We start from the raw sequence: 26,701 nt of genomic DNA, 5'->3' as shown, positions 1-26,701 counted from the left end.
GGCCCGATAACCGGAGAATGCGTTTCATGACACAGATTTCATGAAGCCGGACGGCCTCACACGAACAGTTCATTACCCCGACGCCGGAACCAGCCGGTCACGGAAAGCCGGTCGCGGGTGGCGGGCAGCACTTCATGGGGAATCTCGCCGGACAGGAACACCACCAGACAACCGCCTGTAGGCTGCACGTCATAGGTAACGTCGCCCTTGAGGTACATGCGCAACTGCCCGCCATGCTCGGGCAGCCAGGCCTGGTTCAGATACAGCACTGCCGAGACCATGCGCTTGTCATCGTCGCGAAAGCGGTCCAGATGCCTGAGATAAAGCGCTCCCGGCGGATAGAGGGCGAAGTGGCTTTCATAGTCTTCCAGACCCAGGAATAGCCCGCGATTGAGCGCCAGGCGCAAGCTGTCCATCAACTCCAGATACCGGTCGCAGCACTCCGCCTGACCGGCTTCGAGCCACTGGATATGGTCGCCGCGAATGCCTTCGCGCACTTCCTGGGCAATCCCCCGGCCCACACCGGCAGGCTCAAGCTCACCCTCGGCTGCCCGGCGATGGCACTCTTGGGCCAGTTCGCGGGTCAGACCTTCGGGCAGGAAGATATTCTGCTGCGACCAGCCATTGGCGGCCAGGTCGTCGACGATTCGCAGCAGTAAGGGATGATCGGGAGATATGCGCATGGCGTGCATAGTATCCATAAGCCCTTGAATTCAACAGAGGCGTGTATGCCGCAGGGTCATGTACGGGAGTTTTCATCTGGCAAGGGCAGTCATAACTCGACAAATCCCCGCCAACACCCCGAGAATAGCGACCTGCCGACAGGAGTCCCGAATGCGTCGTTTGTTTGTTTTGCTGTTGATGTTCTGCACTGTGCCCGTCTGGGCAGACAGCCACGATGAGTTGTACAAGGCCGCCGGCTGGACAGAACAGCGCGCGCATTTCAACGATGCCATCAAGGCTGCCCAGCAGCGCTACCGCGAAAACCTGCCGCCAGCGGTCTTCCAGGCACTGGTCAATAACAGCAACCAGCGTTTTGCTCCGCAGGCCATGGACCAGCGCGCCGAAAAGCGCCTGCGTGAAAGCCTCAAGGATCCGGTGCCGGCGCTGCGCTTCTTCCAGTCGCCACTGGGCCGCAAAATCGTCAAGGCCGAGCTGACGGCGACCCGCGCCGACCAGTTGGCCAAACACGCCCAGGGGTTGCCGGTGATCGAAGCGGACGCCACGCGCCAGTTACTGATCGGCCATCTGGCCCAGGCGCTGCCTGCCAAACAGGCTGGCGCGGAAGTCAGCCTGGCCATCGCGGGCGTAGCAGCCGACAGCCTGAGCCAGATGATTCCAGGGCTGCTGGGCGGCGGGCAGGCCCAGGGCATGCTTGAAGGACAGCGCGAACGGCTGATGGCGCAGATCAGCGCCGACCTGAACAACACGCTGTTGTATGTCTACCGCGACCTGTCCGATCCGGAACTGGAAGAGTTCTCGACCTTCGCCGAATCGGCGCAAGGCAAGGCCTACTATCAGGCCGCCCTCGCTGCGATCCGCGCCGGGCTTGCAGTCGGCCAGAGCACTTCCAGCCTGTCTCCAGGCCAGTAACTCCCCTCGCCAACCGGGCGGCTCAGTCCATGCGCCCGTTGAGGAACTCGAAATACCGCGTCCGGAACTCAGGCACTTCATTGGCCAGATGATGACGTGCCTTGCCGAGCATCAGGATCTGCGGCTGGCTGAACTTGTTCTTGAGCACGGTCAGGTTGTGGTCCCAGTCGACGGTCATGTCGGCATCGCCCTGAATGATCAGCGGGCTGCGCGCACTGCGCGGCGCACGTTCGATCTGCACGATCCAGCGCGACAAGGCGCCCACCCAGGCGGTCGGCAGGCGGCGTGGCTGTAACGGATCGGCAAGCAGGAACGGCAGGAACGCGGGCGCATTGGTGTTCTCGGAAAAGCGCCGGGCAATGCCGTCCACAAACGGCCTGAGCATGTGATAGCTGAGCCTGGACCAGCCCCAGGCGCGGGGCCGGACCAGCGGCGACAGGAGAATCGCCTTGCCCTGCGCCGGGCTGTCGTGACCCTGATTGAGCAAGTGATCGATGACGATTGCACCGCCGGTGCTTTGTCCGCACAGATGCCAGGGATGCGGCAGATTCAGGGCCTCGGCTTCCAGCAGCAGGCGCTGCAACACCGCCTGATATTCGGCAAAGTCATTGATGCTCGCCCGGCTGCCGCTGGACAGCCCATGCCCCGGCAAGTCGCAGGAAATCACCGCAAAACCCTGGGACAACGCCCACTCGATCACGTACCGGTAAAGGCCCATGTGGTCGTAGAAACCATGGAACAGGAACAGGGTTGCCACCGGCTGCTCGGGCAGCCAGAGCTGGCCGACAATCTCGTAGCCACCCACATCCAGGCGCCCAAGCCAACTGCGTATGAGATTCTCGCCGCCCAGACCGGCAAGGCCGTAGAAACGCTGATAGACCTGCCCATCCAGCGAGAGCGGTTCCATGGCGCCCAGCGGTGGCAGCGTGGCACGAAGTTGATCAGGGTCAAACGTTGCAGACATAAGGCTTCCGGATTCCAACAGGACCTTGAAAAGACAGTGTAGCGATATTCATCTGTCTGTTCGGGCGTGGCAAGCTACGCCACCTCAAATAGAAGCGTCTGTCATGAAAGTCCCACATCGTTCCACGCTGCTGGCCTACCTGCTCATTCTGGTTTGCGGGGCCGGATGGTGGATGGCCCATGACTGGTTCCAGAATCGCTACGTGCGTCCCTTCAGTGACCAGACCGCGCTGTTCAGCGGCGAAAACCTGAGCCTGCCGCCCGAACTGGCCGGTCCGGGACGCATTCGGCTGGTGCACTTCCGCGATCCGGCGTGCCCCTGCAACGTCGGTAACCAGCAGCACCTGAACGAACTGATCGAGCACTTTGGCAGCGACAACGGCGTGGACTTCTATGTTGTGCAAAAACCCGGCACACCTGCTGCAGCGTCCGGGACACCCGAGGCGCTCAAGGCTCTGAGCAACCTGCCGGGCGCCGAAAGAATCACCGCCAGCCCCGCCGTCGCCATCTGGGACCGCACTGGCAAACTCGCGTATTTCGGGCCTTACAGCGAAGGGCTGACCTGCAACTCCGGCAACAGCTTTATCGAGCCGATCCTGAATGTCTTGATCGAAGGCCGCAGCGTGAACACCACCAACACCATGGCGGTCGGCTGTTATTGCGCCTGGCAATAAAGATTCTTTCCTGCCATCCGTCCTACCTGTATGAAAAACACTGCCCCGTCGCGGGCAAGCCCCCTCCACGGATTGTGTGAAAGGATTTCAGGCGACAAGAATATAAGGTGCGGGAGCGAATTCATTCGCGAAAACCTGCATCAACTCTGTAGCCTGCATCCCTCTGCCAGAGCCTTTCATAGAGAAGTTGAATGAAACGCAGCCTTGCCATTCTCGCCATCATCCTCGCGCTGCTTGCCGCAGGTGCTGGCTGGTATATCCACAGCAAACAGCCGGTTCGCGACGGCGAAATCGCCATGGCGCACCTGAAAGCGCCGGTCAGCGTGCGCTACGACGAACGCGGCGTGCCGCATATCCGGGCCGAAAACGAAGCGGATATGTACCGTGCGCTCGGCTACGTGCATGCCCAGGACCGTCTGTTCCAGATGGAAATGCTGCGGCGCCTGGCACGTGGTGAGCTGGCGGAAATCCTCGGTCCCAACCTGATCGGCACCGACAAGATGTTCCGCAGCCTGCGCATCCGCGAACATGCCGATGCCTACGTGGCCCGGCAGAATCCGGACAGCCCGACCTGGAAGGCGCTGCAAGCCTATCTGGACGGCATCAACCAGTATCAGGACAGCCACGCAAAGCCGATGGAGTTCGATGTACTGGGCATCCCCAAGCGGCCCTTCACCGCCGAAGACACTCTCAGCATCGGCGGCTATCTGGCCTACAGCTTTGCCGCGGCCTTCCGCACCGAGCCGTTGCTGACCTATGTGCGCGACCAGCTTGGCCCGCAATACCTCAAAGTGTTCGATCTGGACTGGCATCCACAAGGCATGCTCGATCAGAAACCGGCCCTGACCGACATCGACTGGCAAGACCTCAACGCACTCGCCGAACTCAGCCACAAGGCCGTCGCCGACGCAGGCCTGCCGCAGTTTGAAGGCAGCAATGCCTGGGCGGTGTCCGGCAACCGCACGCGCAGCGGCAAGCCCTTGCTGGCGGGCGATCCGCACATCAGTTTTTCGGTGCCATCGGTATGGTACGAAGCCCAGCTATCGGCACCGGGTTTCGAGCTGTACGGCCATCATCAGGCGCTCAATCCGTTCGCCTTCCTGGGCCACAACATGGACTTCGGCTGGAGCCTGACCATGTTCCAGAACGACGACGTGGACCTGATCGCCGAGAAGACCAACCCCGAGAACCCGAACCAGGTCTGGTATCAGGGCAAGTGGGTGGACATGACCAGCAGCGAGCAACAGATCAAGGTCAAGGGCCAGGCCGATGTGACCCTGACCCTGCGTCAGTCGCCGCACGGTCCGATCGTCAATGATGTGGTAGGCAAGAACGCCGGCAAGGCACCGATTGCCATGTGGTGGTCGTTCCTGGTGTCGGAAAACCCGGTGCTCGACGGTTTCTATGAAGCCAACCGCGCCAACACCCTGGAAAAGATGCGCAACGCTGCCGAGAAGATCCAGTCGCCCGGTTTGAACATCGTCTGGGCCAATAATCAGGGCGATATTGGCTGGTGGGCTGCTGCCCAACTGCCGATCCGCCCGGAAGGAGTCAATCCCGCCTACATTCTCGATGGCAGCACGACGCAGGCCGACAAGCTCGGTTTCTACCCGTTCAGCGCCAACCCACAGGAAGAAAACCCGGCACGCGGCTATATCGTCTCGGCCAACTTCCAGCCCCTGTCACCGACCGGCATGCAGATTCCGGGCTATTACAATCCGGCCGAACGCGGGCAGTATCTGGACAGGCAACTGAGCGATTCGACGATCAAGTGGGATCTGGACAACAGCAAGGCATTGCAACTGGGCACCCGCACCGACTATGCCCAGAGCATCCTCAAGCCGCTGATTCCGGTATTGCGCAGCGTCATTACCGAGCCGGAGGAAGTGCAACTGATGGAGCGCCTGGCACAGTGGAAAGGCGATTACCCGCTCGACTCGGTAGGCGCGACACTGTTCAGCCAGTTCCTGTTCGACCTGACCGAAGAAACCTTCCATGACGAGCTTGGCGATGGCTTCTTTGAAACCCTGACCACTTCACGGGTAATCGATGCCGCCCTGCCGCGCCTGGCCGCCGATGCTGACTCACCTTGGTGGAACAATCGCCACTCACCGCATGCCGAGAGCCGCGCCAATACCGTCAAGGTCGCCTGGCGCGCCAGTGTTTCACACTTGAAATCCATGTATGGCAACAACCCGGATGAGTGGGTATGGGGCAAGGTGCACACCCTGACGCAAGGGCATCCGCTGGGTTCGCAGAAGCCGCTGGACCGCCTGCTGAATGTCGGCCCGTATGCCGCGCCGGGCACCCATGAAGTCCCCAACAACCTGTCCTCGCGCCTGCGCACGGCGCCATGGCCAGTCAGCTATGGCCCATCGACCCGCCGCCTGATCGACTTCGCCGACCCGGCCCACAGCCTGGGCATCAACCCGGTTGGACAAAGCGGCGTGCCGTTCGACAGGCATTACGCGGATCAGGCCAAAGCGTTCGTCAACGGCGAGTACATGCCGCAGCATTTCAGCGAGAAGGATGTCGAGGAACACACCGAAGGATTGTTGCAGCTGGTGCCGGCTCAATAACGGTGTGGGAGCGGATTTATCCGCGAATGAATTCGCCCCCACACATTTGCGCCAGTCTTTATACCGGCTTGGGCTTATAGGTCTCGGCAGCGCTCTCTTCAACGGCTTGCTGAATGGCGCGCTTGCGCCGTTCCTCGGCACGACGGCTGAAGAACCAGACCAGGAAAGTCACCAGCGATACCGCCAGCAGGATCAGGCTGGCCACCGCATTGATTTCCGGCTTCACACCCAGGCGTACGGCCGAGAACACTTCCATCGGCAAGGTGGTCGAACCCGGTCCGGAAACGAAGCTGGCCAGTACCAGGTCATCCAGCGACAGGGCAAACGACATCATGCCGCCCGCCGCCAGCGATGGCGCGATCATCGGAATGGTGATCAGGAAAAACACCTTCCACGGCCGCGCGCCCAGATCCATTGCCGCTTCCTCGATCGACAGGTCCAGTTCACGCAGACGCGACGACACCACCACCGCCACGTAGGCCGCGCAGAATGTGGTGTGGGCGATCCAGATGGTGACGATGCCACGCTCCTGCGGCCAGCCGATCAACTGCGCCATGGCCACGAACAGCAGCAACAGCGACAGACCGGTGATCACTTCCGGCATTACCAGCGGTGCCGTGACCAGCCCACCGAAGAACGTGCGGCCCTTGAAGCGCGAGATGCGGGTCAGCACGAAGGCCGCCATGGTGCCCAGTGCCACGGCGGCAATCGCCGTGTAGAAGGCAATTTCCAGCGAGCGCCACACCGAGCCCATCAGTTGGGTGTTGTCCAGCAGGCCGACGTACCACTTGACCGACCAGCCGCCCCAGACAGTCACCAGCTTGGAGTCGTTGAACGAGTAGATGACCAGAATGACCATCGGTGCATAAATGAACAGCAGGCCGAGAACCAGAACCAGGTTCGAGAAACGAAAGCGATTCATATCTTGCCCTCCAGTTCTTTGGCCTGGCTGCGGTTGAACAGAATGATGGGCACGATCAATACCAGCAACATGATGACCGCCAACGCCGAAGCCACCGGCCAGTCGCGGTTGTTGAAGAACTCTTGCCAGAGGACCCGACCGATCATCAGGGTTTCCGGGCCACCCAGCAGCTCAGGAATCACAAACTCGCCCACGACCGGGATGAACACCAGCATGCAGCCGGCGATCACACCGTTCTTGGAGAGCGGCACGGTGATTTTCCAGAAGCTGTTGAAGGTACTGGAACCCAGGTCCGATGCAGCCTCAAGCAGGCTCCGGTCGTGTTTGACCAGATTCGCGTACAGCGGCAGGATCATGAACGGCAGGTAGGAATAGACCACGCCGATGTAGACCGCCAGATTGGTATTGAGGATCTGCAACGGCTCGTCGATCAGCCCCAGCCACATCAGGAAAGCGTTGAGCAGCCCGTTGTTGCTGAGAATGCCCATCCAGGCGTAGACGCGAATCAGGATTGCCGTCCAGGTCGGCATCATGATCAGCAGCAACAGCACGGTTTGCAGGTCCTTGCGGGCATTGGCGATGGCGTAGGCCATCGGGTAGCCGATCAACAGACACAGCAAGGTGCTGAAGAACGCCATCTTCAGCGAGCCCAGATAGGCCGAGATATATAAGTCGTCGCCGGTCAGCAGCGTGTAGTTGGCCAGATTCAGGACCAGTTGCAGCTTGTCTTCGGCGTAACTGAAAATCTCGGTATACGGCGGGATCGCCACATCCGCCTCGGCGAAGCTGATTTTCAGGACGATCAGGAACGGCAGGGCAAAAAACAGGAACAGCCAGAGAAACGGCGCGCCAATGACCAGTTGACGACCATTGGGCGTTATACGCTGGAGTGCGCGTTTGATCTTGCGGATTTTCATGAGCGCAGTACCACGCCGCTGTCGTCTTCCCACCACACGTAGACTTCGTCGTCCCAGGTAGGCCGGGCGCCCTGACGCTCGGCGTTGGCCACGAAGGACTGGACCATCTTGCCGCCGGGCAACTGCACATGGAACACCGAATGGCCGCCCAGGTAGGCGATGTCATGCACCTTGCCCCGCGACCAGTTGTGCTCGAAGGTCGGCTGCTCGGTGGTGATCAGCAGCTTTTCCGGGCGCAGTGCGTAGGTGATGTGTTTGTCTTCAACCGAGGTGGTCACGCCGTGACCGACGTAGATCTGCCGCTCAAGGTCGGGACTCTGGATCAGCGCATAGCCTTCCATGTCCTCGATCACTTCGCCCTCGAACAGGTTGACGCTGCCGATGAATTCGCAGACCAGGCGGCTGGTCGGCGTTTCATAGATGTCGATGGGGCTGCCGATCTGGGCGATCCAGCCCAGGTGCATGATCGCGATGCGCGCGGCCATGGTCATGGCCTCTTCCTGATCGTGGGTCACCATCACGCAGGTCACGCCTACGCGCTCGATGATTTCCACCAGCTCCAGTTGCATCTGCGAGCGCAGTTTCTTGTCCAGTGCGCCCATCGGCTCGTCGAGCAACAGCAACTTGGGCTTCTTGGCCAGCGAACGAGCCAGGGCCACACGCTGACGCTGGCCACCGGAAAGCTGATGCGGCTTGCGCTTGGCGTACTGGGTCATGTGCACCAGTTTGAGCATTTCGGCGACGCGGGCATCGATTTCCGCCTTGGGCAGCTTGTCCTGCTTGAGGCCGAAGGCAATGTTGTCGGCCACGGTCATGTGCGGGAACAGCGCGTAGGACTGGAACATCATGTTGATCGGGCGTTCGTAGGGCGGCATGTCGGTAATGTCGACGCCATCCAGGAAGATACGGCCCTCGGTCGGGCGCTCGAAGCCGGCCAGCATGCGCAGCAAGGTGGACTTGCCGGACCCGGAACCGCCGAGCAGGGCGAAGATTTCGCCCTTGTTGATTTGCAGGGACACGTCGTCCACGGCAATCGTCTCGTCGAATTTTTTCGTGACCCGATCGATCCTGACCAGAACCTCTTTGGGTTGCTGACTGCCTTCAATGGCTTTTTTGTAGGCGCCGGAGGCAACTGGCATGGATGAAACTCCCAACAATAGGTATGCAGCCCGACCCGTTCGGTCGGGCGCCGATTTTTATTTGCCCGACTTGACCTTGGTCCAGCTGCGGGTCATCAGACGTTGTATCTTGGGCGGCAGCTCACTGTTCACGAACAACCGGTCCAGCACTTCCTGAGGTGGATAGACCGCCTCATCGGTGCGAATCTCCTGGTCCATGAGCTCGCCGGACGCCGGCGTCGGGTTGGCATAACCCACCTCATCGCTGACCTTGGCGATCACTGCCGGTTCAAGCAGGTAGTTGATGAAGGCACTGGCTTGCTTGACGTTCTTCGAGTCAGCCGGGATCGCCAGCATGTCGAACCACAGGTTGCCACCCTCCTTGGGGATGGAATAGGCGATCTTCACGCCCTTGCCTGCTTCTTCGGCACGATCCCGAGCCTGGAAAACATCGCCCGAAAAGCCGGCCGCGACGCAGATATCGCCATTGGCCAGATCGGTAATGTACTTGGACGAATGGAAATAGGTGACATAGGGACGAACCGCCAGCAGCTTGGCCTCAGCCTTCTTGTAGTCGGCGTCCTTGGTGCTGTTGGGGTCCAGGCCCAGGTAATTGAGCATGGCCGGGATCATCTCATCGGCGGAATCGAGAAACGCCACGCCGCAACTGGAAAGCTTCTTGATGTTCTCCGGCTCGAACAGCACCGACCAGGAATCGATCCGCTCGACACCCAGCGCTGCCTTGACCTTCTCGACGTTGTAACCGATGCCGTTGGTGCCCCACAGATAAGGCACGGCGTACTGGTTGCCCGGATCGTTTTTCTCCAGACGCTTGAGCAGCCCCGGGTCGAGATTCTTGTAGTTGGGCAGCAGCGACTTGTCGAGCTTCTGGAAAGCGCCGGCCTTGATCTGCTTGCCCAGGAAATGATTGGACGGCACTACCACGTCGTAACCGGTACGCCCGGCCAGCAGCTTGGCTTCCAGGGTCTCGTTGGAATCGAATACGTCGTACATCGGCTTGATGCCGGTGGTGGTTTCAAAGTCCGCCAGGGTGGTCTTGCCGATGTAATCGGACCAGTTATAGATGTGCACGGTGGACTCGGCCTGCACATTGGTAGCCATTGCCAGAACCGCAACAGCGAGCATCGATTTGGCCAATAAAGAAATAGACACGTGAACAATCCTTTTCAGTATGGGGTCTGGTGCCCGTATCGGTGAGCTTGAAAATGGGTCGGCAACTTACCGTTGATGGCTGTGAAGCGCAAAAAAACTTTCTATGACATACCCCTGTGGGAGCGGATTCATCCGCGAAAGCGCAGATTCTGGCAACGCGATTGCATTGCATGAAAAAGAGCTTCGCGAATGAATTCGCTCCTACAACATCGGGGGGTTATTTGCCCGATTTGATCTTGGTCCAGCTGCGGGTCATGATCCGCTGGGTCGCCGCAGGCAAGTCGGCAATCGCATACAGCTTGGCCTGGACGTCGGCAGGCGGGTAAATGCCCGGGTCGCTGGTGATCTCCTTGTTGACCAGCGGAGTCGCCGCCGAGTTGCCGTTCGGGAAACGCACTTCATCGGTGATTTCAGCCATGATTTCCGGCTTCATCAGGAAGGTCATGAACTTGTAGGCACCTTCGACGTTCTCGGCATCCTTGGGAATGGCGACCATGTCAAAGAAGCTGCCGGCACCTTCCTTGGGAATGTTGTAGCTGACCTTGACCTTGCCACCCGCTTCTTCGGCACGCGACTTGGCCTGGTAGATATCACCCGAGTAGCCGACCGCTACGCAGATGTTGCCGTTGGCCAGGTCGGAGATGTACTTGGACGAATGGAAGTAACCAATCGACGGACGAATCTTCATGAACAGCGCTTCAGCTTCGGCGAGCTGCTTCTTGTCCTGAGAGTCGGTCGGGTAGCCCAGGTAATGCAGGGCGATAGGCAGCATTTCGGTTGGCGAGTCGAGGAAGCTGATACCGCAGGACTTCAGCTTGGCAGCGTTTTCAGGCTTGAACAGCAGGTCCCAGGAATTGACCGGTGCGTCGGCACCCAGAGCAGCCTTGACCTTCTCGGGGTTGAAGCCGATACCGATCGAGCCCCACATGTACGGGAAGGCGTGCTTGTTGCCCGGGTCGCTGACCGAAACAGCCTTGAGCAGGTCCTTGTTCAGGTTGCCGTAGTTGGGCAGTTTGGACTTGTCCAGTTCCTGATAGACGCCAGCCTTGATCTGCTTGGCCAGGAAATTGTTGGACGGCACCACGATGTCATAACCGGACTTGCCGGCCAGCAGCTTGGCTTCCAGGGTTTCGTTGCTGTCGAAAACGTCGTAGACGACCTTGATGCCGGACTCTTTCTCGAATTTGGCAATGGTGTCCGGCGCGATGTAATCGGACCAGTTGTAGACGTGGAGCACTTTGTCGTCGGCCTGCGCAGTTGCGGCCACAACGCCCATCAGGGACAAGGCGAGAAGGGTCTTGCCAAATTTTTTCATGCGTACAGCTCCAATGTTTATCACTGACCGTTAGATTAGCGGCTTCTAGCCATTAGTCTGGCAAGTTCCGGTTGGCGCTTTCAAGCTATCAAACAAGACACTGCATGAATTCAAAGGAATTCCCGTAGAAGCGAATTCATTAGCGAATGGCCGGTACATCCGAAGAAAATGTATCGCCTTCACGGATAAATCCGCACCTACAGTGCAGCCAGGGTCAAGTCCAGGCACTTGCGCGCCTTTTCGACCAGCTCATCGATTTGCGCAAAACTGATCACCAGCGGTGGCGCAATAATCATGGTGTCGCCCACCGCCCGCATGATCAGGCCATTCTCGAAGCAGAAGGTTCGACAGATCATGCCCGCACCCTTGCCGGTGTAACGCTCGCGAGTGACCTTGTCCTTCACCAGCTCGATAGCCCCCAGCAGACCGACACCGCGCACCTCGCCCACCAGCGGGTGGTCGCTCAATTCGCGCAGACGTTTCTGCAAGTATGGTGCCGTTTCCGACTTGACCCGTTCGACGATTCTTTCTTCGCGCAGGATACGAATGTTTTCCAGCGCAACCGCAGCCGCCACCGGATGCCCGGAATAGGTAAAACCGTGGTTGAAATCACCGCCTTCGTTGAGCACCGCGACGATCTCGTCACGCACTACCAGGCCGCCCATGGGCACATAACCCGAGGTCAGGCCCTTGGCGATGGTCATCATGTCGGGCTTGAGGTCGTAGAAATCGCTACCGAACCACTCACTGGTGCGCCCGAAGCCACAAATCACCTCATCGGCGACGAACAGGATGTCGTAGCGGGCCAGAATCTCCTTGATCTTCGGCCAGTAGGTATCCGGCGCCACGATCACACCGCCCGCGCCCTGGATCGGCTCGGCAATGAACGCCCCGACATTCTCCACGCCCAGTTCGAGAATCCTGTTCTCCAGTTGCTCGGCAGCCCAGATGCCGAACTCGTCCGGCGTCATGTCGCCGCCTTCGCCAAACCAGTATGGCTGGGGAATGTGCACCACGCCGGGGATCGGCAGATCGCCCTGCTCGTGCATGTAGGTCATGCCACCCAGGCTGGCGCCGGCCACGGTGGAGCCGTGATAACCGTTGATCCGACTGATGATGGTTTTCTTGCCCGGCTGGCCCTTGAGCGCCCAGTAATGCCGGACCATGCGCAGCATGGTGTCGTTACCTTCGGAGCCTGAGCCGGTAAAGAACACATGATTCATGCCTTGCGGCGTGACTTCGGAAATGGCCTTGGCCAGCTCCAGTGCCGGTGGATGAGCGGTCTGGAAGAACAGGTTGTAATAAGGCAGCTCACGCATCTGTTTGCTGGCTGCTTCGACCAGTTCCTCGCGGCCATAGCCGATGGCGACACACCACAGGCCGGACATGCCATCCAGAATCCTGTTGCCTTCGCTGTCCCACAGATAAACGCCTTCGGCGCGGGTGATGATGCGCGGGCCTTTCTCTTTCAGTTGTCTGTAATCGCTGAACGGTGCCAGATGATGCTCGCTGCTCATGGCTTGCCATTCGAGGGTTTGAGGATTGTTGGCACTCATGCAGCGCTTCCTGTGTCCGGATACGTTAACCAGACGCCGCAGCTGCGGCGTCTGTATGGCTCATACGGCGAAGAGCAGGAATTCCCGCTCCCACGAACTGATCACTCGCTTGAAGTTCTCGTGCTCGGCCCGCTTGACCGCTACGTAGCCGACGATGAACTTCTTGCCCAGGTACTTCTCGATGGTCTTGCTGTTTTCCATGCGCTCCAGCGCATCTTCGATGGTCAGCGGCAGGCGCAGGTTGCGGCGCTCATAACCACGACCGACGACAGGTGCGCTCGGATTGAGCCCTTCGACCATGCCGATAAAGCCGCACAGCAGGCTCGCGGCAATTGCCAGGTACGGGTTGGCATCGGCGCCCGGCAGGCGGTTTTCCACACGGCGGTTCTGGGGAACGGCATCCGGCACCCGCAAGCCGACGGTACGGTTTTCCTCGCCCCACTCGACGTTCACCGGCGCGGAGGTGTCCGGCAGGAAGCGGCGGAACGAGTTGACGTTGGGCGCGAACAGCGGCAACAGCTCTGGGATCAGTTTCTGCAGGCCGCCGACGTGATTCAGGAACAGCTGACTCATGGTCCCGTCGTCATTGGAGAAGATGTTCTTGCCGGTCTCGATGTCGATGATGCTCTGGTGCAAGTGCATCGCACTGCCCGGTTCGCCGGTCATCGGCTTGGCCATGAAGGTGGCCGCCACATCATGCTTGAGCGCGGCTTCGCGCATGGTGCGCTTGAACACCAGAATCTGGTCGGCCAGCGACAGGGCATCGCCATGCCGGAAGTTGATTTCCATCTGCGCCGTGCCGTCTTCATGGATCAGGGTGTCCAGATCCAGGTTCTGCAGCTCGCACCAGTCGTAGACATCCTCGAACAGTGGGTCGAACTCGTTGGCGGCTTCTATAGAGAAGGACTGACGCCCCGTCTCCGGACGCCCGGAGCGCCCGACTGGCGGCTGCAACGGATAATCCGGGTCGTCGCTGCGCTTGGTCAGGTAGAACTCCATTTCCGGCGCCACGATCGGCTGCCAGCCTTGGTCGGCATACAGCTTGAGGACCTTCTTCAGGACGTTGCGCGGCGACAGCTCGATGGGGTTGCCTTGCTTGTCGTAGGTGTCGTGAATGACCTGCGCAGTAGGCTCGATGGCCCAGGGCACCAGATACACCGCGTTCTGGTCGGGGCGGCAGATCATGTCGATATCGGCCGGGTCCAGCAGTTCGTAGTAGATGTCGTCTTCTACATAATCGCCGGTCACCGTCTGCAGCAACACGCTTTCTGGCAGACGCATGCCCTTTTCGGCAATGAACTTGTTGGTCGGCGAGATCTTGCCGCGAGTGATCCCGGTGAGGTCGGACATCATGCATTCGACTTCGGTGATCTTGTGTTCTTTCAACCAATCGGTGAGCTGGTCGAGGTTGGTACTCATAAATACCTCAGGGGTTGTCGTGTCCTGATCCGCGATCAGGCGTTTTTCCGACGCATCGGCGTCACGTTGTACAACTCGTTTCGGCAGGCACGAATAAGCGGTAAGGTGGCATCTGCCGGTTTGAAAGCATGGACAGCCTTTGTAACGCCGATCAGGCCGCTATAGTGATACTGTTCATTACGAAAAGACGGAACAGCACAGTACGGATGTCCAGTATGGCTGGAACTCATGACAGTGCTCCAGGGTCGCAGACAATGCCGGGCGGATTCAGCGTCGGGCCATCAGGGACGCTCATGGGACTGGCATGATGACCGCTCTGTCGTGTGCAGAATGTGCGGTCAATCAAGGGAAGGCAAGGCATTGAACCCCCGGTTTTATTGCTCTTTGGGTTGCAATCGAGCTTAGCCTTGTTCATTTTTTTATACAACTTTCCAATAAAAATAGAATACAGGCCTTCCCCATCCTGGCTCAGCAACGGTCAAGACACGAAATACGCGCCCCAAATAGCGGCAAAAATGGCTATACGGGGCAGTTTTAGGGCAACAAAAGGCTCTATTGACTTCATCATGGCTTTCGGATTGACTGAAACCCGTAATGCTCGATGATTGATATTTTTAACAACAAAGGTGTTGCATCATGTCGGTACCCCCGCGTGCCGTTCAGCTCAACGAAGCGAACGCGTTCCTTAAGGAACATCCTGAGGTTCTGTACGTTGACCTTCTGATTGCAGATATGAATGGTGTGGTGCGTGGCAAACGCATAGAACGCACCAGCCTCCATAAGGTTTACGAGAAGGGCATCAACCTGCCTGCCTCTCTATTTGCCCTGGATATCAATGGCTCCACGGTGGAAAGCACCGGCCTGGGCCTGGATATCGGCGATGCTGACCGAATCTGTTATCCAATCCCCGATACCCTGTGCAACGAGCCATGGCAGAAGCGCCCGACGGCACAACTGCTGATGACCATGCACGAACTCGAAGGCGATCCATTCTTCGCCGACCCGCGTGAAGTGCTGCGCCAGGTCGTGGCCAAGTTCGATGAAATGGGCCTGACCATCTGCGCGGCTTTCGAGCTGGAGTTCTACCTGATCGACCAGGAGAACGTGAATGGACGTCCGCAACCGCCACGCTCGCCGATCTCGGGCAAGCGCCCGCACTCGACACAGGTCTACCTGATCGACGATCTCGACGAATACGTCGACTGCCTCCAGGACATTCTGGAAGGTGCCAAGGAGCAAGGTATCCCGGCCGACGCCATCGTCAAGGAAAGCGCCCCGGCACAGTTCGAGGTGAACCTGCATCACGTTGCCGATGCGCTCAAGGCGTGCGATTACGCGGTACTGCTCAAGCGCCTGATCAAGAACATCGCCTACGACCATGAAATGGACACCACCTTCATGGCCAAGCCCTATCCGGGTCAGGCGGGCAATGGTCTGCACGTCCATATTTCGATCCTGGACCGCGATGGCAAGAATATCTTTGCCAGCGAGGATCCCGAGCAGAACGCCGCATTGCGTCATGCGATCGGCGGTGTGCTCGAGACCCTGCCAGCACAAATGGCGTTCCTGTGCCCGAACGTCAATTCGTATCGCCGTTTCGGTGCCCAGTTCTACGTACCCAACTCGCCGACCTGGGGCCTGGATAACCGTACCGTCGCGGTGCGGGTACCGACCGGCTCATCGGATGCCGTGCGCATCGAACACCGGGTTGCCGGTGCCGATGCCAACCCGTACCTGCTGATGGCTTCGGTCCTGGCAGGCGTGCATCACGGTCTGACCAACAAGATCGAACCCGGTGCTCCGGTGGAAGGCAACTCCTACGAGCAGCACGAGCAGAGCCTGCCGAACAACCTGCGCGATGCACTGCGCGAGCTGGACGACAGCGAAGTCATGGCCAAGTACATCGATCCGAAATACATCGATATCTTCGTGGCCTGCAAGGAAAGCGAGCTGGAGGAGTTCGAGCACTCCATCTCCGACCTTGAGTACAACTGGTATCTGCATACGGTTTGACCGACATGCAGCAAAAACGCCGCAGGCCGCAAGGTTGTGCGGCGTTTTTGTTTGCGGCTTCGCGAATGAACTGGCTGCTACTGATGGCCTGTTTATGGGTTGCCCGGGCTAAAGCTGTCGCGGCCAAGGCACCTCCCACAGATTCAATCCAGCCTGACGGGAGCGAATTCATTCGCGAAGCCATCGGCGCTGTACAATGCCCACAGTCCCGCCTCCAGAGTTCAGCAAATGACCCGCCCCGCTACCCTTCGCAAACCCCGAGCACGCAGTCAGGCCCGAATCGACTCGATTCTCGAGGCGGCCCGCACCTTGCTCGCGACTGAAGGTGTGGCCAGCCTGTCGATCTACAGCGTGGCCGAGCGTGCCGAGATACCACCGTCTTCGGTCTATCACTTCTTCGCCAGCGTCCCGGCCCTGCTTGAAGCGCTGACCGCCGATATTCATGCGGCCTTTCGCGCATCCCTGCAGGCCCCCATCGAACATGACGAACTCGGGGACTGGCGCGACCTGTCGCGCCTGGTGGAACTGCGCATGTTGAGCATCTATAACGCCGATGCCGCCGCCCGCCAGTTGATCCTCGCCCAGCACGGCCTGACCGAAATCAATCAGGCCGACCGCCAGCACGACATCGAACTGGGCCACCTGATGCTGGAGGTGTTCAACCGCCACTTCCAGTTGCCGACCCTGCCGGATGATGTGGACGTATTTGCCCTGGCAATGGAACTGGGCGACCGGGTCTACGCCCGTTCGGTGCAACTGCACGACCAGATCACCCCGCGCATGGCCGAAGAAGGCATGCGGGTGTTCGACGCTTATCTGGGGCTGTACCTGCCGCCGTTCCTGCCAAAACGCGCCCAGCCGCTTTGATCCGGCCATGAAAAACCCCGGAGGGTCTGCACCGTCCGGGGTCGGGTGTCGCTGAGGATCACAGCTTGGCGATCGACACCTCGGTGGATTTCACGAAGGCAATCACTTCGCTGCCCACGGCCAGCTCCAGCTCTTTTACCGAGCGGGTGGTGATGACCGAAGTCACGATACCCGAAGCGGTCTGCACGTCGATTTCCGACAGCACGTCACCCTGGACGATTTCCTTGATGGTGCCTTTGAACTGGTTACGAACGTTGATGGCTTTGATAGTCATGGCATGTCTTCCTTTTGGGGATAGGGTTAATTGGCCCAACGCAATTGCGTGGGCAATGGTGAAACGGGTTCGGGTTCAGGCGGCGATCCGGGAAGGGACAGCACGCGGTTGAGCACTTCGGTTTCCAGCGCGGCAAGACGATGCGAACCACGCGCCCGCGGGCGTGGCAGATCGACCAGCAGATCCAGCCCGATGCGCCCTTCTTCGATGAGGATCACCCGATCGGCGATGGCAACCGCCTCGCTGACATCGTGGGTGACCAGCAATACGGTAAAACCATGTTTGCGCCACAGATCTTCGATCAGTTGCTGCATCTCGATCCGGGTCAGGGCATCCAGCGCACCCAGCGGCTCGTCGAGCAGCAGCAGGCGCGGCTTGTGAATCAGCGCCCGGGCCAGGGCCACGCGCTGCTTCTGGCCACCGGACAATGCCGCCGGCCACTCATTGGCGCGCTCGGCCAGGCCAACCGCTTCGAGCGCTTCCAGCGCTTGCGCACGCCAGTCGCCACTCAGGCCCAGACCGACGTTGTCGATGATCTTTTTCCAGGGCAGCAGACGCGCTTCCTGGAACATCAAGCGCGTGTCTTCGCGGGCATCGGCCAGCGAGGCGGACCCGGCCAGCAACTGGCCCTCGGTCGGCTTGTCCAGCCCGGCCAGCAGGCGCAGCAAGGTACTCTTGCCACAACCACTGCGCCCGACCACGGCCACGAACTGGCCAGCCGGAATGTGCAGGTCGATATCCTTGAGCACCACCCGCGAACCGAAGGCTTTCTTCAGGTCCTGAATCGCCAGCGGAATACCACGCAGCAAATGCGGAGGTTGTTGTTTCAGACTGGTCATGCTGCACCGCCTTTGCTTGCTTGATAGGCCGGATGCCAGCGCAGGCATACGCGCTCCAGGGCTCGTGCGGCCAGATCGGCGAGCTTGCCGAGTACTGCATACAGCACGATGGCCAGAACCACGACGTCGGTTTGCAGGAATTCGCGGGCATTCATCGCCAGATAACCGATGCCGGAGCTGGCCGAGATGGTTTCGGCCACGATCAGCGTCAGCCACATGAAGCCCAGCGCGAAGCGCACACCGACCAGAATCGAAGGCATGGCGCCCGGCAGGATCACGTGACGAAACAGGCTGAAGCCGGACAGGCCGTAGCTGCGCGACATTTCCACCAGGGCCGGGTCGATGTTGCGAATGCCGTGGTAGGTGTTCAGGTAGATCGGGAACAGGGTGCCCAGCGCCACGAGGAAAATCTTCGCGGTTTCATCAATGCCGAACCACAGGATGACCAGTGGGATCAGCGCCAGATGCGGCACATTGCGGATCATCTGTACCGAGCTGTCCAGCAGGCGCTCGCCCCATTTGGTGAGGCCGGTAATGAAGCCCAGCACCAGACCGATGCCACCGCCGATGGCAAAACCGATACCGGCACGCCAGCCGCTGATCGCCAGGTGCGTCCAGATTTCACCGCTGGCGACCAGGTTGTAACCCGCCTCGATGACCGCACTGGGTGCCGGCAGGATGCGGGTAGACAGCCAGCCGGCGCTGACCGACAGCTGCCAGAACGCCAGCAGCAAGACTGGAAGTGCCCAGGGCGCCAGCCGGTGAATGGTTCGTTGCGAAGCACTAAGGCTCATGGAGTTGTCTCCTCGAAGGGCCTGCCAATCACTGTGCTTTCGCCACAGCAGCCGGAGGTGTCCAGATCACATCAGCGATGCGAAGCGGCTTGGGAATCAGTTTGAGCTGGTAGAAGGTGTCGGCGATTTTCTGCTGGGCCTCGACTACCTGGGGCGTGATGAACAGCGCGCCGTAGCCCTGGCGCTTCACCGAGGTCAGGGTAATGTCGGCAGGCAGGCCCAACAACGGCGCCACTTGCCTGGTCACTTCCTCGGGATGAGCCTGGGACCATTCGCCGACTGCCCGCACTTCTTCTACAAGAGCCTGGATCACTTTCGGGTTCTTTTGTGCGTAAGGCTTGGTGGCCAGATAGAACTGATGGTTATCCGCGATACCGGTGCCGTCTTTCAAAGTCCGCGCCTGCAATTGCTTTTCGGCGGCGGCCTGGTAAGGGTCCCAGATGACCCAGGCATCGACACTGCCACGCTCGAAGGCGGCACGCGCATCAGCGGGTGGCAGGAAAACAGTCTGGATATCGGTGTATTTCAAACCGGCATCTTCCAGCGCACGTACCAGCAGGTAGTGAACGTTGGAGCCTTTGTTGAGGACGACTTTCTTGCCTTTGAGGTCTTTTACCGAGGTGATCGGCGAATCCTTGGGCACCAGAATCGCTTCGCTGGTCGGCGCAGGCGGCTCGTAGGCGACATACTGCAGATCCGCGCCGGCAGCCTGGGCGAAGACCGGTGGTGTTTCGCCGGTGACGCCAAAATCGATGGAGCCGACATTCAGCCCTTCGAGCAATTGCGGGCCACCGGGGAATTCAGTCCACTGGACCTTCACGCCCTGTTCGGCCAGACGCTTTTCCAGCGTGCCCTTGGCCTTGAGCAGCACCAGCGTGCCGTATTTCTGATAACCGATACGGAGGTCTTCGGCCTGGGCCTGGGTAATCACGCCCAGAGAGACCGCTGCGGCAAACAGAGCGACCAGGCCTCGACGCAAGATGAGAGTGCGCATGGGGCGCTCCTTTGCTAGGTATTGAGTGGTCACCTGCTCGACCGATGGCGGGCAAGTAAGGTGAGAATTCATGAGGCGAAAACCGCCGCGATGGAGTGACATTAACAGCAGTTTTTTATATCCATAAATCTCATTTTTTCATTTGGTTATTTCAAAAAAGAATATATGGATTCCTGACTCTTGGCGGGAGCGGATTTATCCGCGAAGACGGTATGGGAAACGGCGTATCTGTGTCGGGTGTACAGGCTCTTCGCGAATGAATTCGCTCCTACAGTTTCGACACGGGTATAAAAAAGGGCCGGTAAACCGGCCCGAATAACCCCACTCGATGAGTCTGTAGATCAGCGGTTCGGCTGTGGCGTCAGGCGCAGGTAGGGCGTGACTGCCTTGTAGCCTTTCGGGAAGCGCTCCTTGATCTCGGCTTCGTCCTTGATCGACGGCACGATCACTACATCATCGCCATCCACCCAGTTGGCAGGCGTGGCGACCTTGTAGTTGTCGGTCAGTTGCAGGGAGTCGATGACCCGCAGGATCTCGTTGAAGTTGCGCCCGGTGCTGGCCGGATAGGTGATGGTCAGGCGCACCTTCTTGTTCGGGTCGATCACGAACAGGGAGCGCACGGTCAGGGTATCGCTGGCGTTGGGATGGATCAGATCGTACAGATCGGACACCTTGCGGTCGGCGTCGGCCAGGATCGGGAAATTGACCAGGGTGTTTTGCGTGGTGTTGATGTCATCGATCCACTTGATGTGCGAATCCACCGGGTCAACCGACAAGGCAATCGCCTTGACACCGCGCTTGGCGAACTCGTCTTTCAATTTGGCGGTGAAACCCAATTCGGTGGTGCAGACTGGCGTGAAATCGGCCGGATGGGAAAACAGCACACCCCAGCTATTGCCCAGCCATTCATGGAAGCGGATACGGCCTTCACTGGAATCCTGTTCAAAGTCAGGGGCGATATCGCCAAGTCGCAGTGTCATGGTGTAGCTCCTTGTTTCGATCGGGTATTCGTTGAGTTATAGGTCTACTGTGCACCGCCCGCTAAAAAATTAAAAAGAATGGATATCGATTTGGTTAGGCCTGAAAGGAATATGAAATTACGGGTAAAAAGAACCCCGCACTAGGCGGGGTTCCTTTTCAACTGACCGGGCTTATTTGAAAGCGTAGGTGTAGTTGAAGATCAGACGAGTCTGGTCGGCGTTGCTAGCCTGGTTCAGACCTTCATCCGCACGGTAGGTACCGTGACGCACAGTGGTGCCGAAGCCTTTCAACGGACCGCTCTGGATCACGTAGTCGATACGCATGTCGCGTTCCCACTCGGAGTACTCGTGACCAACAGAGTTACGGTTGACGACGCCGCCAGTGGTAAAGGCAGCACCTTTGATGTCATCACCACGCAGGTAGGCAATCGCAGCCTTCAGGCCTGGAACGCCGACCTTGGCGAAGTCATACGAGTACTGACCGAAAGTGGTGTTCTCACCGGCACGGTTGAACTGGTTGATCATCGAGTCAGTGAACAGGTAGAAGCTGGAGCCACCGTTACCCTCTGGACGGCCACGGCCATCGACAACGTTGCCCTGGTTCAGGTTGACAAAACCACCGTCGTCACCGACTTGTTGGTGACCGACCAGGAATGCATGACCACCCAAGGTGTAGGTGAACATGGCAGACCAGGTCTTGTTGTCGACTTCGCCTGCATTCTTGGCATAGCCGTTGTTGTTGTTGAAAGCATAACCCGCTACGTTCTTGCTGTTATTGCCATCGGCACTGCTATCAAAATAGCGCAGGTCAGTCTTGAAGGACTGGTTATCCGCGATTTGATAAACGTGTACCAGACCCAGGAAGTGCTGCTTGTAGAAGTCTTCCAGGTTAGCGAAGTAGTACTGCAAGGTCAGGTCTTTGGTGACTTTCCAGTCGCCGCCGGCGAAACGGAATTCGTTGCTGTCGCGAGTAGCACCGTTAACGGACAGGCCGGTGAAGTTGCTCGAAGCACGGCCAGCAGAGCCAGTCAGTTGACCACCGGTCAGGGTGAAGTTGTCCAGATCCTTGGAAGTGACGATACCGCCCTCAAAGACCTGAGGCAGCAAACGGCCATCATTGGAAACCAGGATTGGCAGGTTTGGCGACAGAGCGTTACCGACTTTCAGTTCGGTTTTCGAGAAGCGCACCTTGGCGTTGGCGCCACCACGGCTCCAGGAGTCAGCCGACGAACCGTCGGTGTCCATCGGGAAGAAAGTGTTCTGGGTGGTAGCGGTCTTGTTCTTGATACCGCCGCCCAAGTGGACGCCCAACAGAGCCTGAACATCCAGACCAAAACCAAAAGTACCTTCGGTGTAACCCGAGATGTAATCGAACTTCAGACCTGTAGCGGTTTCACGCTGGTCCGTAACGTTACGACCTTCACGCACGTCGTTGTTGAAGTACATGGTACGGGAACTGATGGTCGCCTTGCCGTCTTCAATGAAACCTGCTGCGCCGGCCTGCTGGGCCAATACACCAAAGGTTACGGCCAGGGCCAGAGTGGACTTCTTCATTGCTACGCTCCTCGTGAATCTAATTTTTTTAACCGATGGTGCCGAGCAGGGCTCTGACCCATGGATTCGCGTTAAGCGCCAGACCCGACCGGTGGTCAATGGTTGCTGTGCGCCTCGAGACTCAAATGACTAGACCGCGTTGTCACTGGTGCACGTTAGTGAAAATCAGATAAATCCAAAAGCGATTGTGATCAGATCTCTTAGACTTATTTGGTATATGTCACAACACATGTCAACAAAGACGCCATGGAGTGTATCGACCAAATAAGCTAATTCCCAAAAAATATTTTAATACCATTCGTCAGATCGTTTAGTTTTCAGGTACCGGACAACCGGATCTCGACCTTCCAGTCACGAAATCCCACCCGGAAATCCATTTAAATGACGACAAAAAGCCTTATAAAACAAATAATTACGACCAAACTAGCAGCAATTGTGACAATTGCCACCACCCTGACATTTCCTACGACATCTGACGCACAAGAAACTTTGCGAATCGGCTTTCAGAAGTCCTCAACGCTCATTTCGGTGCTCAAAAGCCAGGGTACGCTGGAGCGGGAGCTGAACAAAAAAGGCATTTTGGTGTCATGGCACGAATTTCCCAGCGGCTTGCCGCTGCTCGAATCGTTGAACGTGGGCAATGTCGACCTCAGTGCCGACGTCGCCGATACCGTGCCGGTGTTTGCCCAGGCAGCGGGTGCGCGACTCACCTATTTCGCTCAGGAAGCCTCCTCGCCGTCAGCCCAGGCGATTGTCGTACACAGCGATTCGGCGCTGAAAACCCTCGCTGACCTCAAAGGCAGGAAGATCGCGGTCACCAAGGCTGCCGGTAGCCATTACCTGTTGATTGCGGCCCTGAACAAGGCTGGCTTGAAGTTCACCGACATCGAGCCGGCCTACCTTTCCCCGGCTGATGGCCGAGCCGCCTTCGAGAACGGCAAGGTGGATGCCTGGGTAGCGTGGGAACCCTTCCTCAGCAGCGTCCAGCGCCAGTTGCCTACCCGAACCCTGGCCGACGGCGCGGACCTGGCCAGCTACAAACGCTATTACCTGACCACCACGCCCTACGCCAACAGTCACCCGCAGGTGCTGAAAGTGGTGTTCGACGAACTCAGGAAGACTGGCGAATGGGTCAAGGCCCACCCGAACGAAGCGGCAAGAATCCTCAGCCCGCTCTGGGGCAATCTGGATATCCCCACCGTAGAGGCCGCCAATCAGCGCCGCAGCTATGTCGTGCAAGGTGTTGAAGCCAGCCAGCTCGACGAACAGCAGAGCATTGCCGATGCATTTTTTGCTGCCGGATTGCTGCCCAAGGCCGTGGATGCCAAGGATGTGCAGGTGTGGAAGCCCTGAGAATGACTAACTCACGGCTGGTTTTCAGCTCATAAGCTAATTCAAAAAAGTTATTTATTTCAAAATTCTTAGATCATTTACGCTCCGTAGCCAGCCAGTCCTCGGCCCGCCTGATACGGAGCATCACCATGAAACTGCATTTCTCCCTGCGCCTCTTGGCGGCCTTGTCCCTGACCGGCGCTTCGTTCCTCACTCAGGCCGCCGACTTCACTGTCGCCTACCAGACCACCGTCGATCCTGCCAAGGTTGCCCAGGCCGATAACGCTTACGAGAAAGCCACCAACTCGAAGATCGAATGGCGCAAATTCGAGAACGGCGCAGACGTCATCACCGCCATCGCTTCGGGCGATGTGCAGATCGGCTATCTCGGTTCAAGCCCGCTGACTGCGGCGGCCACCCGCAAGCTGCCGGTCGAAACCTTCCTGATCGCCACCCAGATCGGCGCGGCAGAGGCCCTGGTCGCCCGTAATGGCTCCGGCATCAATACGCCTCAGGATCTGGTCGGCAAGAAGATCGCCGTTCCGTTCGTTTCCACCGGCCACTACAGCCTGCTGGCTGCACTCAAGCACTGGAACATCGACCCGGCCAAAGTCACCATCCTCAACCTGGCGCCACCTGCGATTGCCGCCGCCTGGAAACGCGGCGATATCGACGCGACCTACGTCTGGGACCCGGCACTCGGCGTGGCCAGGGAAACCGGCAAGGTGCTGATTACCTCCGGCGAGCTGGCCAAGGTTGGCGCGCCGACCTTTGATGCCTGGATCGTGCGCAAGGATTTCGCGGCCAAGCATCCGCAACTGGTCAGCGCCTTCGCCAAGGTCACGCTGGATGCCTACGCCAGCTACCGCCAGGACCCGAGCGCCTGGATCGCCAATACCGGCAACATCGAGAAACTGAGCAGGTTGTCTGGAGCCAAGACCACGGATATTCCAGCGCTGTTGCAAGGCAATGTGTATCCCCTGGCCACCGAGCAGAAAGCCCTGCTGGGCGCACCGACCATCGAAGCCATCACCCGGACCGCTGCCTTCCTCAAGGAACAGGGCAAGGTCGATGCGGTGCTGCCTGACTATTCGTCTTACACCAGCGCCAGCTTCATTCCCCAATAACCCTTTTGACCCAGTGAGGGAAAGGCCATGGCCCTATTGCAACTGGAGCGCATCAGCGCACAGTACCCCGGCGCAGCAGAGCCGGTGCTGGCGGATATCAACCTGAGTCTGGGGCCACAGCAATTGCTGGTCGCCCTCGGACCGTCCGGCAGTGGCAAGACCTCATTGCTCAACCTGATCGCCGGCTTTGTGCGCCCCAGCGCCGGGCGCATAACGCTGGACGGCCGCCCTGTAGAAGGCCCGAGCGCAGAGCGCGGCGTGGTATTTCAGGACGATGCCTTGCTGCCCTGGCAAGACGTGTTGAGTAACGTTGCCTTCGGCCTGGAGCTAGCGGGAGTATCCCGGCCAGAACGCGAAGCGACCGCCCGCGAAATGCTGGCGTTGGTGGACCTGGCCGGTTTCGAGCGGCGTCGTATCTGGCAATTGTCCGGCGGCCAGAAACAGCGTGTCGGCCTGGCCCGCGCCCTGGCGGCCAATCCACGGGTGCTGTTGATGGACGAGCCCTTCGGGGCGCTCGATGCCTTCACCCGCGAGCAAATGCAGGAACTGTTGCTGCAAGTCTGGAAACGGACCGCCAAGCCGGTGTTCCTGATTACCCATGACATTGAAGAAGCGGTGTTCCTGGCCACGGACCTGATCCTGCTGGCGCCCAATCCCGGGCACATTGCCGAACGCCTGCAACTGGATTTCGGGCAGCGCTACAGCGCCGGGGAGTCGGCGCGGGCAATCAAGTCCGATCCGCGCTTTATCGAAACCCGCGAACACGTGCTGGCCAGTGTCTTTTCCCAGCGACACCTCGCACGGGAGCAGCGCGCATGAACAGTTATGAGCTACCGGGTACGGCCAAGGCTGGCACAGAACAGGCAGTCCGCACGCCGTGGCGCCTGAACCTGAGCACCCGCAGCATCAGCGTCCTGACCCTGGCGACTCTGCTTGGCCTGTGGTGGGCGGTGACTGCCGCGCAGTGGATAGAGCCGCTGTTCCTGCCGCCGCCCTCTGCCGTACTGGAAAAAGGCTGGCTGCTGTTGACCACCGGCTATATGGACTCGAACCTCTGGCAACATCTGGCCGCCAGCCTGCAACGTATCGGCCTGGCCCTGGTTGCGGCCATTCTCAGCGCCATTCCGGTGGGTATCGCTATCGGCAGCAATCGCATAGCACGAGGCATCTTCGACCCGCTGATCGAGTTCTACCGCCCTATTCCACCGCTGGCTTACTTGCCGTTGATTGTCATCTGGTGCGGGATAGGCGAGTTTTCCAAGGTGCTGCTGATCTATCTGGCCATTTTCGCGCCCATCGCCATTGCCACGGCAACCGGTGTGCGGAATGTGGACCTGGCCAGAGTACGCGCCGCACAATCGTTGGGGGCCACGCGCTCGCAGTTGATCCGCCATGTGATTCTGCCCAGCGCCTTGCCGGACATCCTCACCGGGATACGGATCGGTCTTGGCGTGGGATGGTCGACGCTGGTTGCCGCCGAGCTGATTGCGGCCACCAGCGGACTGGGCTTCATGGTTCAGTCAGCCGCGCAGTTCCTGGTCACGGACATCGTGATCCTGGGGATTCTGGTGATTGCCGTAATCGCCTTCGCCATGGAGCTGGGCCTGCGGGCGCTGCAACGCAAACTGGTGCCCTGGCACGGCCAGAATCACTGAACTGCGCTGCAATCTGTGCATGAGATCGGTATTTCGCACCATT

The 26,701-nt window shown here is 59.0% G+C and carries 25 protein-coding genes; 9 read left to right on the top strand and 16 right to left on the bottom strand.

Annotated features, from left to right (window positions below; all coding sequences use genetic code 11):
- Positions 1-56 precede the first annotated feature (56 nt).
- The gene (locus ALQ04_RS13680; protein WP_122316287.1) at positions 57-692 is read right to left on the bottom strand and encodes a 2OG-Fe(II) oxygenase; all 636 of its coding nucleotides are present in this window, start codon (positions 690-692) and stop codon (positions 57-59) included.
- A gap of 142 nt (positions 693-834) precedes the next feature.
- Between ALQ04_RS13680 and ALQ04_RS13675 the strand changes: the two genes are divergently transcribed.
- Positions 835-1,593 carry a DUF2059 domain-containing protein gene (locus tag ALQ04_RS13675; protein ID WP_122316286.1) on the top strand — a complete coding sequence of 253 codons (759 nt, stop codon included), beginning with the start codon at positions 835-837 and terminating at the stop codon, positions 1,591-1,593.
- 22 nt (positions 1,594-1,615) lie between these two features.
- On the opposite strand, the gene ALQ04_RS13670 is transcribed toward ALQ04_RS13675, so the two are convergent.
- Positions 1,616-2,557, bottom strand: a complete 942-nt coding sequence (locus ALQ04_RS13670; RefSeq protein WP_122316285.1) for an alpha/beta hydrolase — start codon at positions 2,555-2,557, stop codon at positions 1,616-1,618.
- Between the two features lie 103 nt (positions 2,558-2,660).
- On the opposite strand from ALQ04_RS13670, the gene ALQ04_RS13665 reads away from it, so the two are divergent.
- Positions 2,661-3,230, top strand: coding sequence for a DUF6436 domain-containing protein (locus ALQ04_RS13665; protein WP_122316284.1), 570 nt, complete (start codon positions 2,661-2,663; stop codon positions 3,228-3,230).
- 191 nt (positions 3,231-3,421) lie between these two features.
- Positions 3,422-5,809 carry a penicillin acylase family protein gene (locus tag ALQ04_RS13660; RefSeq protein WP_122316283.1) on the top strand — a complete coding sequence of 796 codons (2,388 nt, stop codon included), beginning with the start codon at positions 3,422-3,424 and terminating at the stop codon, positions 5,807-5,809.
- Between the two features lie 58 nt (positions 5,810-5,867).
- Here the strand turns inward: ALQ04_RS13660 and ALQ04_RS13655 are convergent, their stop codons facing one another.
- From ALQ04_RS13655 to ALQ04_RS26765, 8 genes are all read right to left on the bottom strand, one after another.
- Entirely contained in the window at positions 5,868-6,731 is an 864-nt protein-coding gene (locus tag ALQ04_RS13655) for an ABC transporter permease subunit (protein ID WP_122316282.1), read from the bottom strand.
- Entirely contained in the window at positions 6,728-7,648 is a 921-nt protein-coding gene (locus ALQ04_RS13650) for an ABC transporter permease subunit (protein ID WP_122316281.1), read from the bottom strand. Before ALQ04_RS13650 ends, ALQ04_RS13655 begins: the two co-directional genes overlap by 4 nt.
- Positions 7,645-8,787 (bottom strand): polyamine ABC transporter ATP-binding protein, encoded by a 1,143-nt coding sequence (gene potA / locus ALQ04_RS13645; RefSeq protein ID WP_122316280.1) that lies wholly within the window; start codon positions 8,785-8,787, stop codon positions 7,645-7,647. Before potA ends, ALQ04_RS13650 begins: the two co-directional genes overlap by 4 nt.
- A gap of 57 nt (positions 8,788-8,844) precedes the next feature.
- Positions 8,845-9,912: a polyamine ABC transporter substrate-binding protein gene (locus ALQ04_RS13640; protein WP_409077256.1), complete on the bottom strand. Its 1,068-nt coding sequence runs from the start codon at positions 9,910-9,912 to the stop codon at positions 8,845-8,847.
- Positions 9,913-10,156: 244 nt separating this feature from the next.
- The gene (locus ALQ04_RS13635) at positions 10,157-11,254 is read right to left on the bottom strand and encodes a polyamine ABC transporter substrate-binding protein (RefSeq protein ID WP_122316278.1); all 1,098 of its coding nucleotides are present in this window, start codon (positions 11,252-11,254) and stop codon (positions 10,157-10,159) included.
- A 197-nt stretch (positions 11,255-11,451) separates the two neighbouring features.
- Positions 11,452-12,810, bottom strand: coding sequence for an aspartate aminotransferase family protein (locus ALQ04_RS13630; RefSeq protein WP_122316277.1), 1,359 nt, complete (start codon positions 12,808-12,810; stop codon positions 11,452-11,454).
- A 60-nt stretch (positions 12,811-12,870) separates the two neighbouring features.
- Positions 12,871-14,229 (bottom strand): glutamine synthetase family protein, encoded by a 1,359-nt coding sequence (locus ALQ04_RS13625; RefSeq protein ID WP_117165727.1) that lies wholly within the window; start codon positions 14,227-14,229, stop codon positions 12,871-12,873.
- 35 nt (positions 14,230-14,264) lie between these two features.
- A complete protein-coding gene (locus ALQ04_RS26765) occupies positions 14,265-14,459 on the bottom strand; it encodes a hypothetical protein (protein WP_147466598.1) in 195 nt (64 codons plus the stop codon).
- 406 nt (positions 14,460-14,865) lie between these two features.
- Between ALQ04_RS26765 and ALQ04_RS13620 the strand changes: the two genes are divergently transcribed.
- Together ALQ04_RS13620 and ALQ04_RS13615 are read left to right on the top strand one after the other, a co-directional pair.
- Complete coding sequence (locus tag ALQ04_RS13620; RefSeq protein WP_122316276.1) at positions 14,866-16,242, top strand: glutamine synthetase family protein; 1,377 nt, start codon at positions 14,866-14,868, stop codon at positions 16,240-16,242.
- Between the two features lie 228 nt (positions 16,243-16,470).
- Positions 16,471-17,109, top strand: a complete 639-nt coding sequence (locus ALQ04_RS13615; RefSeq protein WP_122316275.1) for a TetR/AcrR family transcriptional regulator — start codon at positions 16,471-16,473, stop codon at positions 17,107-17,109.
- A 58-nt stretch (positions 17,110-17,167) separates the two neighbouring features.
- Here ALQ04_RS13615 and ALQ04_RS13610 read toward each other — a convergent pair whose 3' ends face one another.
- From ALQ04_RS13610 to ALQ04_RS13585, 6 genes are all read right to left on the bottom strand, one after another.
- Entirely contained in the window at positions 17,168-17,383 is a 216-nt protein-coding gene (locus ALQ04_RS13610) for a molybdopterin-binding protein (protein WP_025262382.1), read from the bottom strand.
- 26 nt (positions 17,384-17,409) lie between these two features.
- Positions 17,410-18,222 carry an aliphatic sulfonates ABC transporter ATP-binding protein gene (ssuB, locus tag ALQ04_RS13605; RefSeq protein ID WP_122316274.1) on the bottom strand — a complete coding sequence of 271 codons (813 nt, stop codon included), beginning with the start codon at positions 18,220-18,222 and terminating at the stop codon, positions 17,410-17,412.
- The gene (gene ssuC, locus ALQ04_RS13600; RefSeq protein WP_122316273.1) at positions 18,219-19,016 is read right to left on the bottom strand and encodes an aliphatic sulfonate ABC transporter permease SsuC; all 798 of its coding nucleotides are present in this window, start codon (positions 19,014-19,016) and stop codon (positions 18,219-18,221) included. Before ssuC ends, ssuB begins: the two co-directional genes overlap by 4 nt.
- Before the next feature lie 28 nt (positions 19,017-19,044).
- Positions 19,045-20,010 carry a sulfonate ABC transporter substrate-binding protein gene (locus ALQ04_RS13595; RefSeq protein ID WP_122316272.1) on the bottom strand — a complete coding sequence of 322 codons (966 nt, stop codon included), beginning with the start codon at positions 20,008-20,010 and terminating at the stop codon, positions 19,045-19,047.
- Positions 20,011-20,351: 341 nt separating this feature from the next.
- Positions 20,352-20,990 (bottom strand): peroxiredoxin, encoded by a 639-nt coding sequence (locus ALQ04_RS13590; protein ID WP_025262389.1) that lies wholly within the window; start codon positions 20,988-20,990, stop codon positions 20,352-20,354.
- Positions 20,991-21,161: 171 nt separating this feature from the next.
- A complete protein-coding gene (locus ALQ04_RS13585; RefSeq protein WP_122316271.1) occupies positions 21,162-22,544 on the bottom strand; it encodes an OprD family outer membrane porin in 1,383 nt (460 codons plus the stop codon).
- Positions 22,545-22,925: 381 nt separating this feature from the next.
- On the opposite strand from ALQ04_RS13585, the gene ALQ04_RS13580 reads away from it, so the two are divergent.
- From ALQ04_RS13580 to tauC, 4 genes are all read left to right on the top strand, one after another.
- Positions 22,926-23,897 (top strand): aliphatic sulfonate ABC transporter substrate-binding protein, encoded by a 972-nt coding sequence (locus tag ALQ04_RS13580; RefSeq protein ID WP_122316270.1) that lies wholly within the window; start codon positions 22,926-22,928, stop codon positions 23,895-23,897.
- Between the two features lie 128 nt (positions 23,898-24,025).
- Positions 24,026-25,003, top strand: coding sequence for a taurine ABC transporter substrate-binding protein (tauA, locus tag ALQ04_RS13575; RefSeq protein WP_122316269.1), 978 nt, complete (start codon positions 24,026-24,028; stop codon positions 25,001-25,003).
- Between the two features lie 27 nt (positions 25,004-25,030).
- Entirely contained in the window at positions 25,031-25,822 is a 792-nt protein-coding gene (gene tauB, locus ALQ04_RS13570; RefSeq protein WP_122316268.1) for a taurine ABC transporter ATP-binding subunit, read from the top strand.
- Positions 25,819-26,658 (top strand): taurine ABC transporter permease TauC, encoded by an 840-nt coding sequence (tauC, locus tag ALQ04_RS13565; RefSeq protein WP_122316267.1) that lies wholly within the window; start codon positions 25,819-25,821, stop codon positions 26,656-26,658. The genes tauB and tauC overlap by 4 nt, the downstream gene beginning before the upstream one ends.
- The last annotated feature ends 43 nt before the right edge of the window (positions 26,659-26,701 follow it).

The organism is Pseudomonas cichorii (assembly GCF_003700275.1).
Classification (GTDB): Bacteria; Pseudomonadota; Gammaproteobacteria; order Pseudomonadales; family Pseudomonadaceae; genus Aquipseudomonas; species Aquipseudomonas cichorii_B.
This window is presented reverse-complemented; position numbering and strand designations above follow the sequence as displayed.

Coding starts and splice junctions, on each gene's coding strand:
- ALQ04_RS13680 (WP_122316287.1), bottom strand. CDS start 692: ATGCACGCCATGCGCATATCTCCCGATCATCCCTTACTGCTGCGAATC.
- ALQ04_RS13675 (WP_122316286.1), top strand. CDS start 835: ATGCGTCGTTTGTTTGTTTTGCTGTTGATGTTCTGCACTGTGCCCGTC.
- ALQ04_RS13670 (WP_122316285.1), bottom strand. CDS start 2,557: ATGTCTGCAACGTTTGACCCTGATCAACTTCGTGCCACGCTGCCACCG.
- ALQ04_RS13665 (WP_122316284.1), top strand. CDS start 2,661: ATGAAAGTCCCACATCGTTCCACGCTGCTGGCCTACCTGCTCATTCTG.
- ALQ04_RS13660 (WP_122316283.1), top strand. CDS start 3,422: ATGAAACGCAGCCTTGCCATTCTCGCCATCATCCTCGCGCTGCTTGCC.
- ALQ04_RS13655 (WP_122316282.1), bottom strand. CDS start 6,731: ATGAATCGCTTTCGTTTCTCGAACCTGGTTCTGGTTCTCGGCCTGCTG.
- ALQ04_RS13650 (WP_122316281.1), bottom strand. CDS start 7,648: ATGAAAATCCGCAAGATCAAACGCGCACTCCAGCGTATAACGCCCAAT.
- potA (WP_122316280.1), bottom strand. CDS start 8,787: ATGCCAGTTGCCTCCGGCGCCTACAAAAAAGCCATTGAAGGCAGTCAG.
- ALQ04_RS13640 (WP_409077256.1), bottom strand. CDS start 9,912: ATGCTCGCTGTTGCGGTTCTGGCAATGGCTACCAATGTGCAGGCCGAG.
- ALQ04_RS13635 (WP_122316278.1), bottom strand. CDS start 11,254: ATGAAAAAATTTGGCAAGACCCTTCTCGCCTTGTCCCTGATGGGCGTT.
- ALQ04_RS13630 (WP_122316277.1), bottom strand. CDS start 12,810: ATGAGTGCCAACAATCCTCAAACCCTCGAATGGCAAGCCATGAGCAGC.
- ALQ04_RS13625 (WP_117165727.1), bottom strand. CDS start 14,229: ATGAGTACCAACCTCGACCAGCTCACCGATTGGTTGAAAGAACACAAG.
- ALQ04_RS26765 (WP_147466598.1), bottom strand. CDS start 14,459: ATGAGTTCCAGCCATACTGGACATCCGTACTGTGCTGTTCCGTCTTTT.
- ALQ04_RS13620 (WP_122316276.1), top strand. CDS start 14,866: ATGTCGGTACCCCCGCGTGCCGTTCAGCTCAACGAAGCGAACGCGTTC.
- ALQ04_RS13615 (WP_122316275.1), top strand. CDS start 16,471: ATGACCCGCCCCGCTACCCTTCGCAAACCCCGAGCACGCAGTCAGGCC.
- ALQ04_RS13610 (WP_025262382.1), bottom strand. CDS start 17,383: ATGACTATCAAAGCCATCAACGTTCGTAACCAGTTCAAAGGCACCATC.
- ssuB (WP_122316274.1), bottom strand. CDS start 18,222: ATGACCAGTCTGAAACAACAACCTCCGCATTTGCTGCGTGGTATTCCG.
- ssuC (WP_122316273.1), bottom strand. CDS start 19,016: ATGAGCCTTAGTGCTTCGCAACGAACCATTCACCGGCTGGCGCCCTGG.
- ALQ04_RS13595 (WP_122316272.1), bottom strand. CDS start 20,010: ATGCGCACTCTCATCTTGCGTCGAGGCCTGGTCGCTCTGTTTGCCGCA.
- ALQ04_RS13590 (WP_025262389.1), bottom strand. CDS start 20,990: ATGACACTGCGACTTGGCGATATCGCCCCTGACTTTGAACAGGATTCC.
- ALQ04_RS13585 (WP_122316271.1), bottom strand. CDS start 22,544: ATGAAGAAGTCCACTCTGGCCCTGGCCGTAACCTTTGGTGTATTGGCC.
- ALQ04_RS13580 (WP_122316270.1), top strand. CDS start 22,926: ATGACGACAAAAAGCCTTATAAAACAAATAATTACGACCAAACTAGCA.
- tauA (WP_122316269.1), top strand. CDS start 24,026: ATGAAACTGCATTTCTCCCTGCGCCTCTTGGCGGCCTTGTCCCTGACC.
- tauB (WP_122316268.1), top strand. CDS start 25,031: ATGGCCCTATTGCAACTGGAGCGCATCAGCGCACAGTACCCCGGCGCA.
- tauC (WP_122316267.1), top strand. CDS start 25,819: ATGAACAGTTATGAGCTACCGGGTACGGCCAAGGCTGGCACAGAACAG.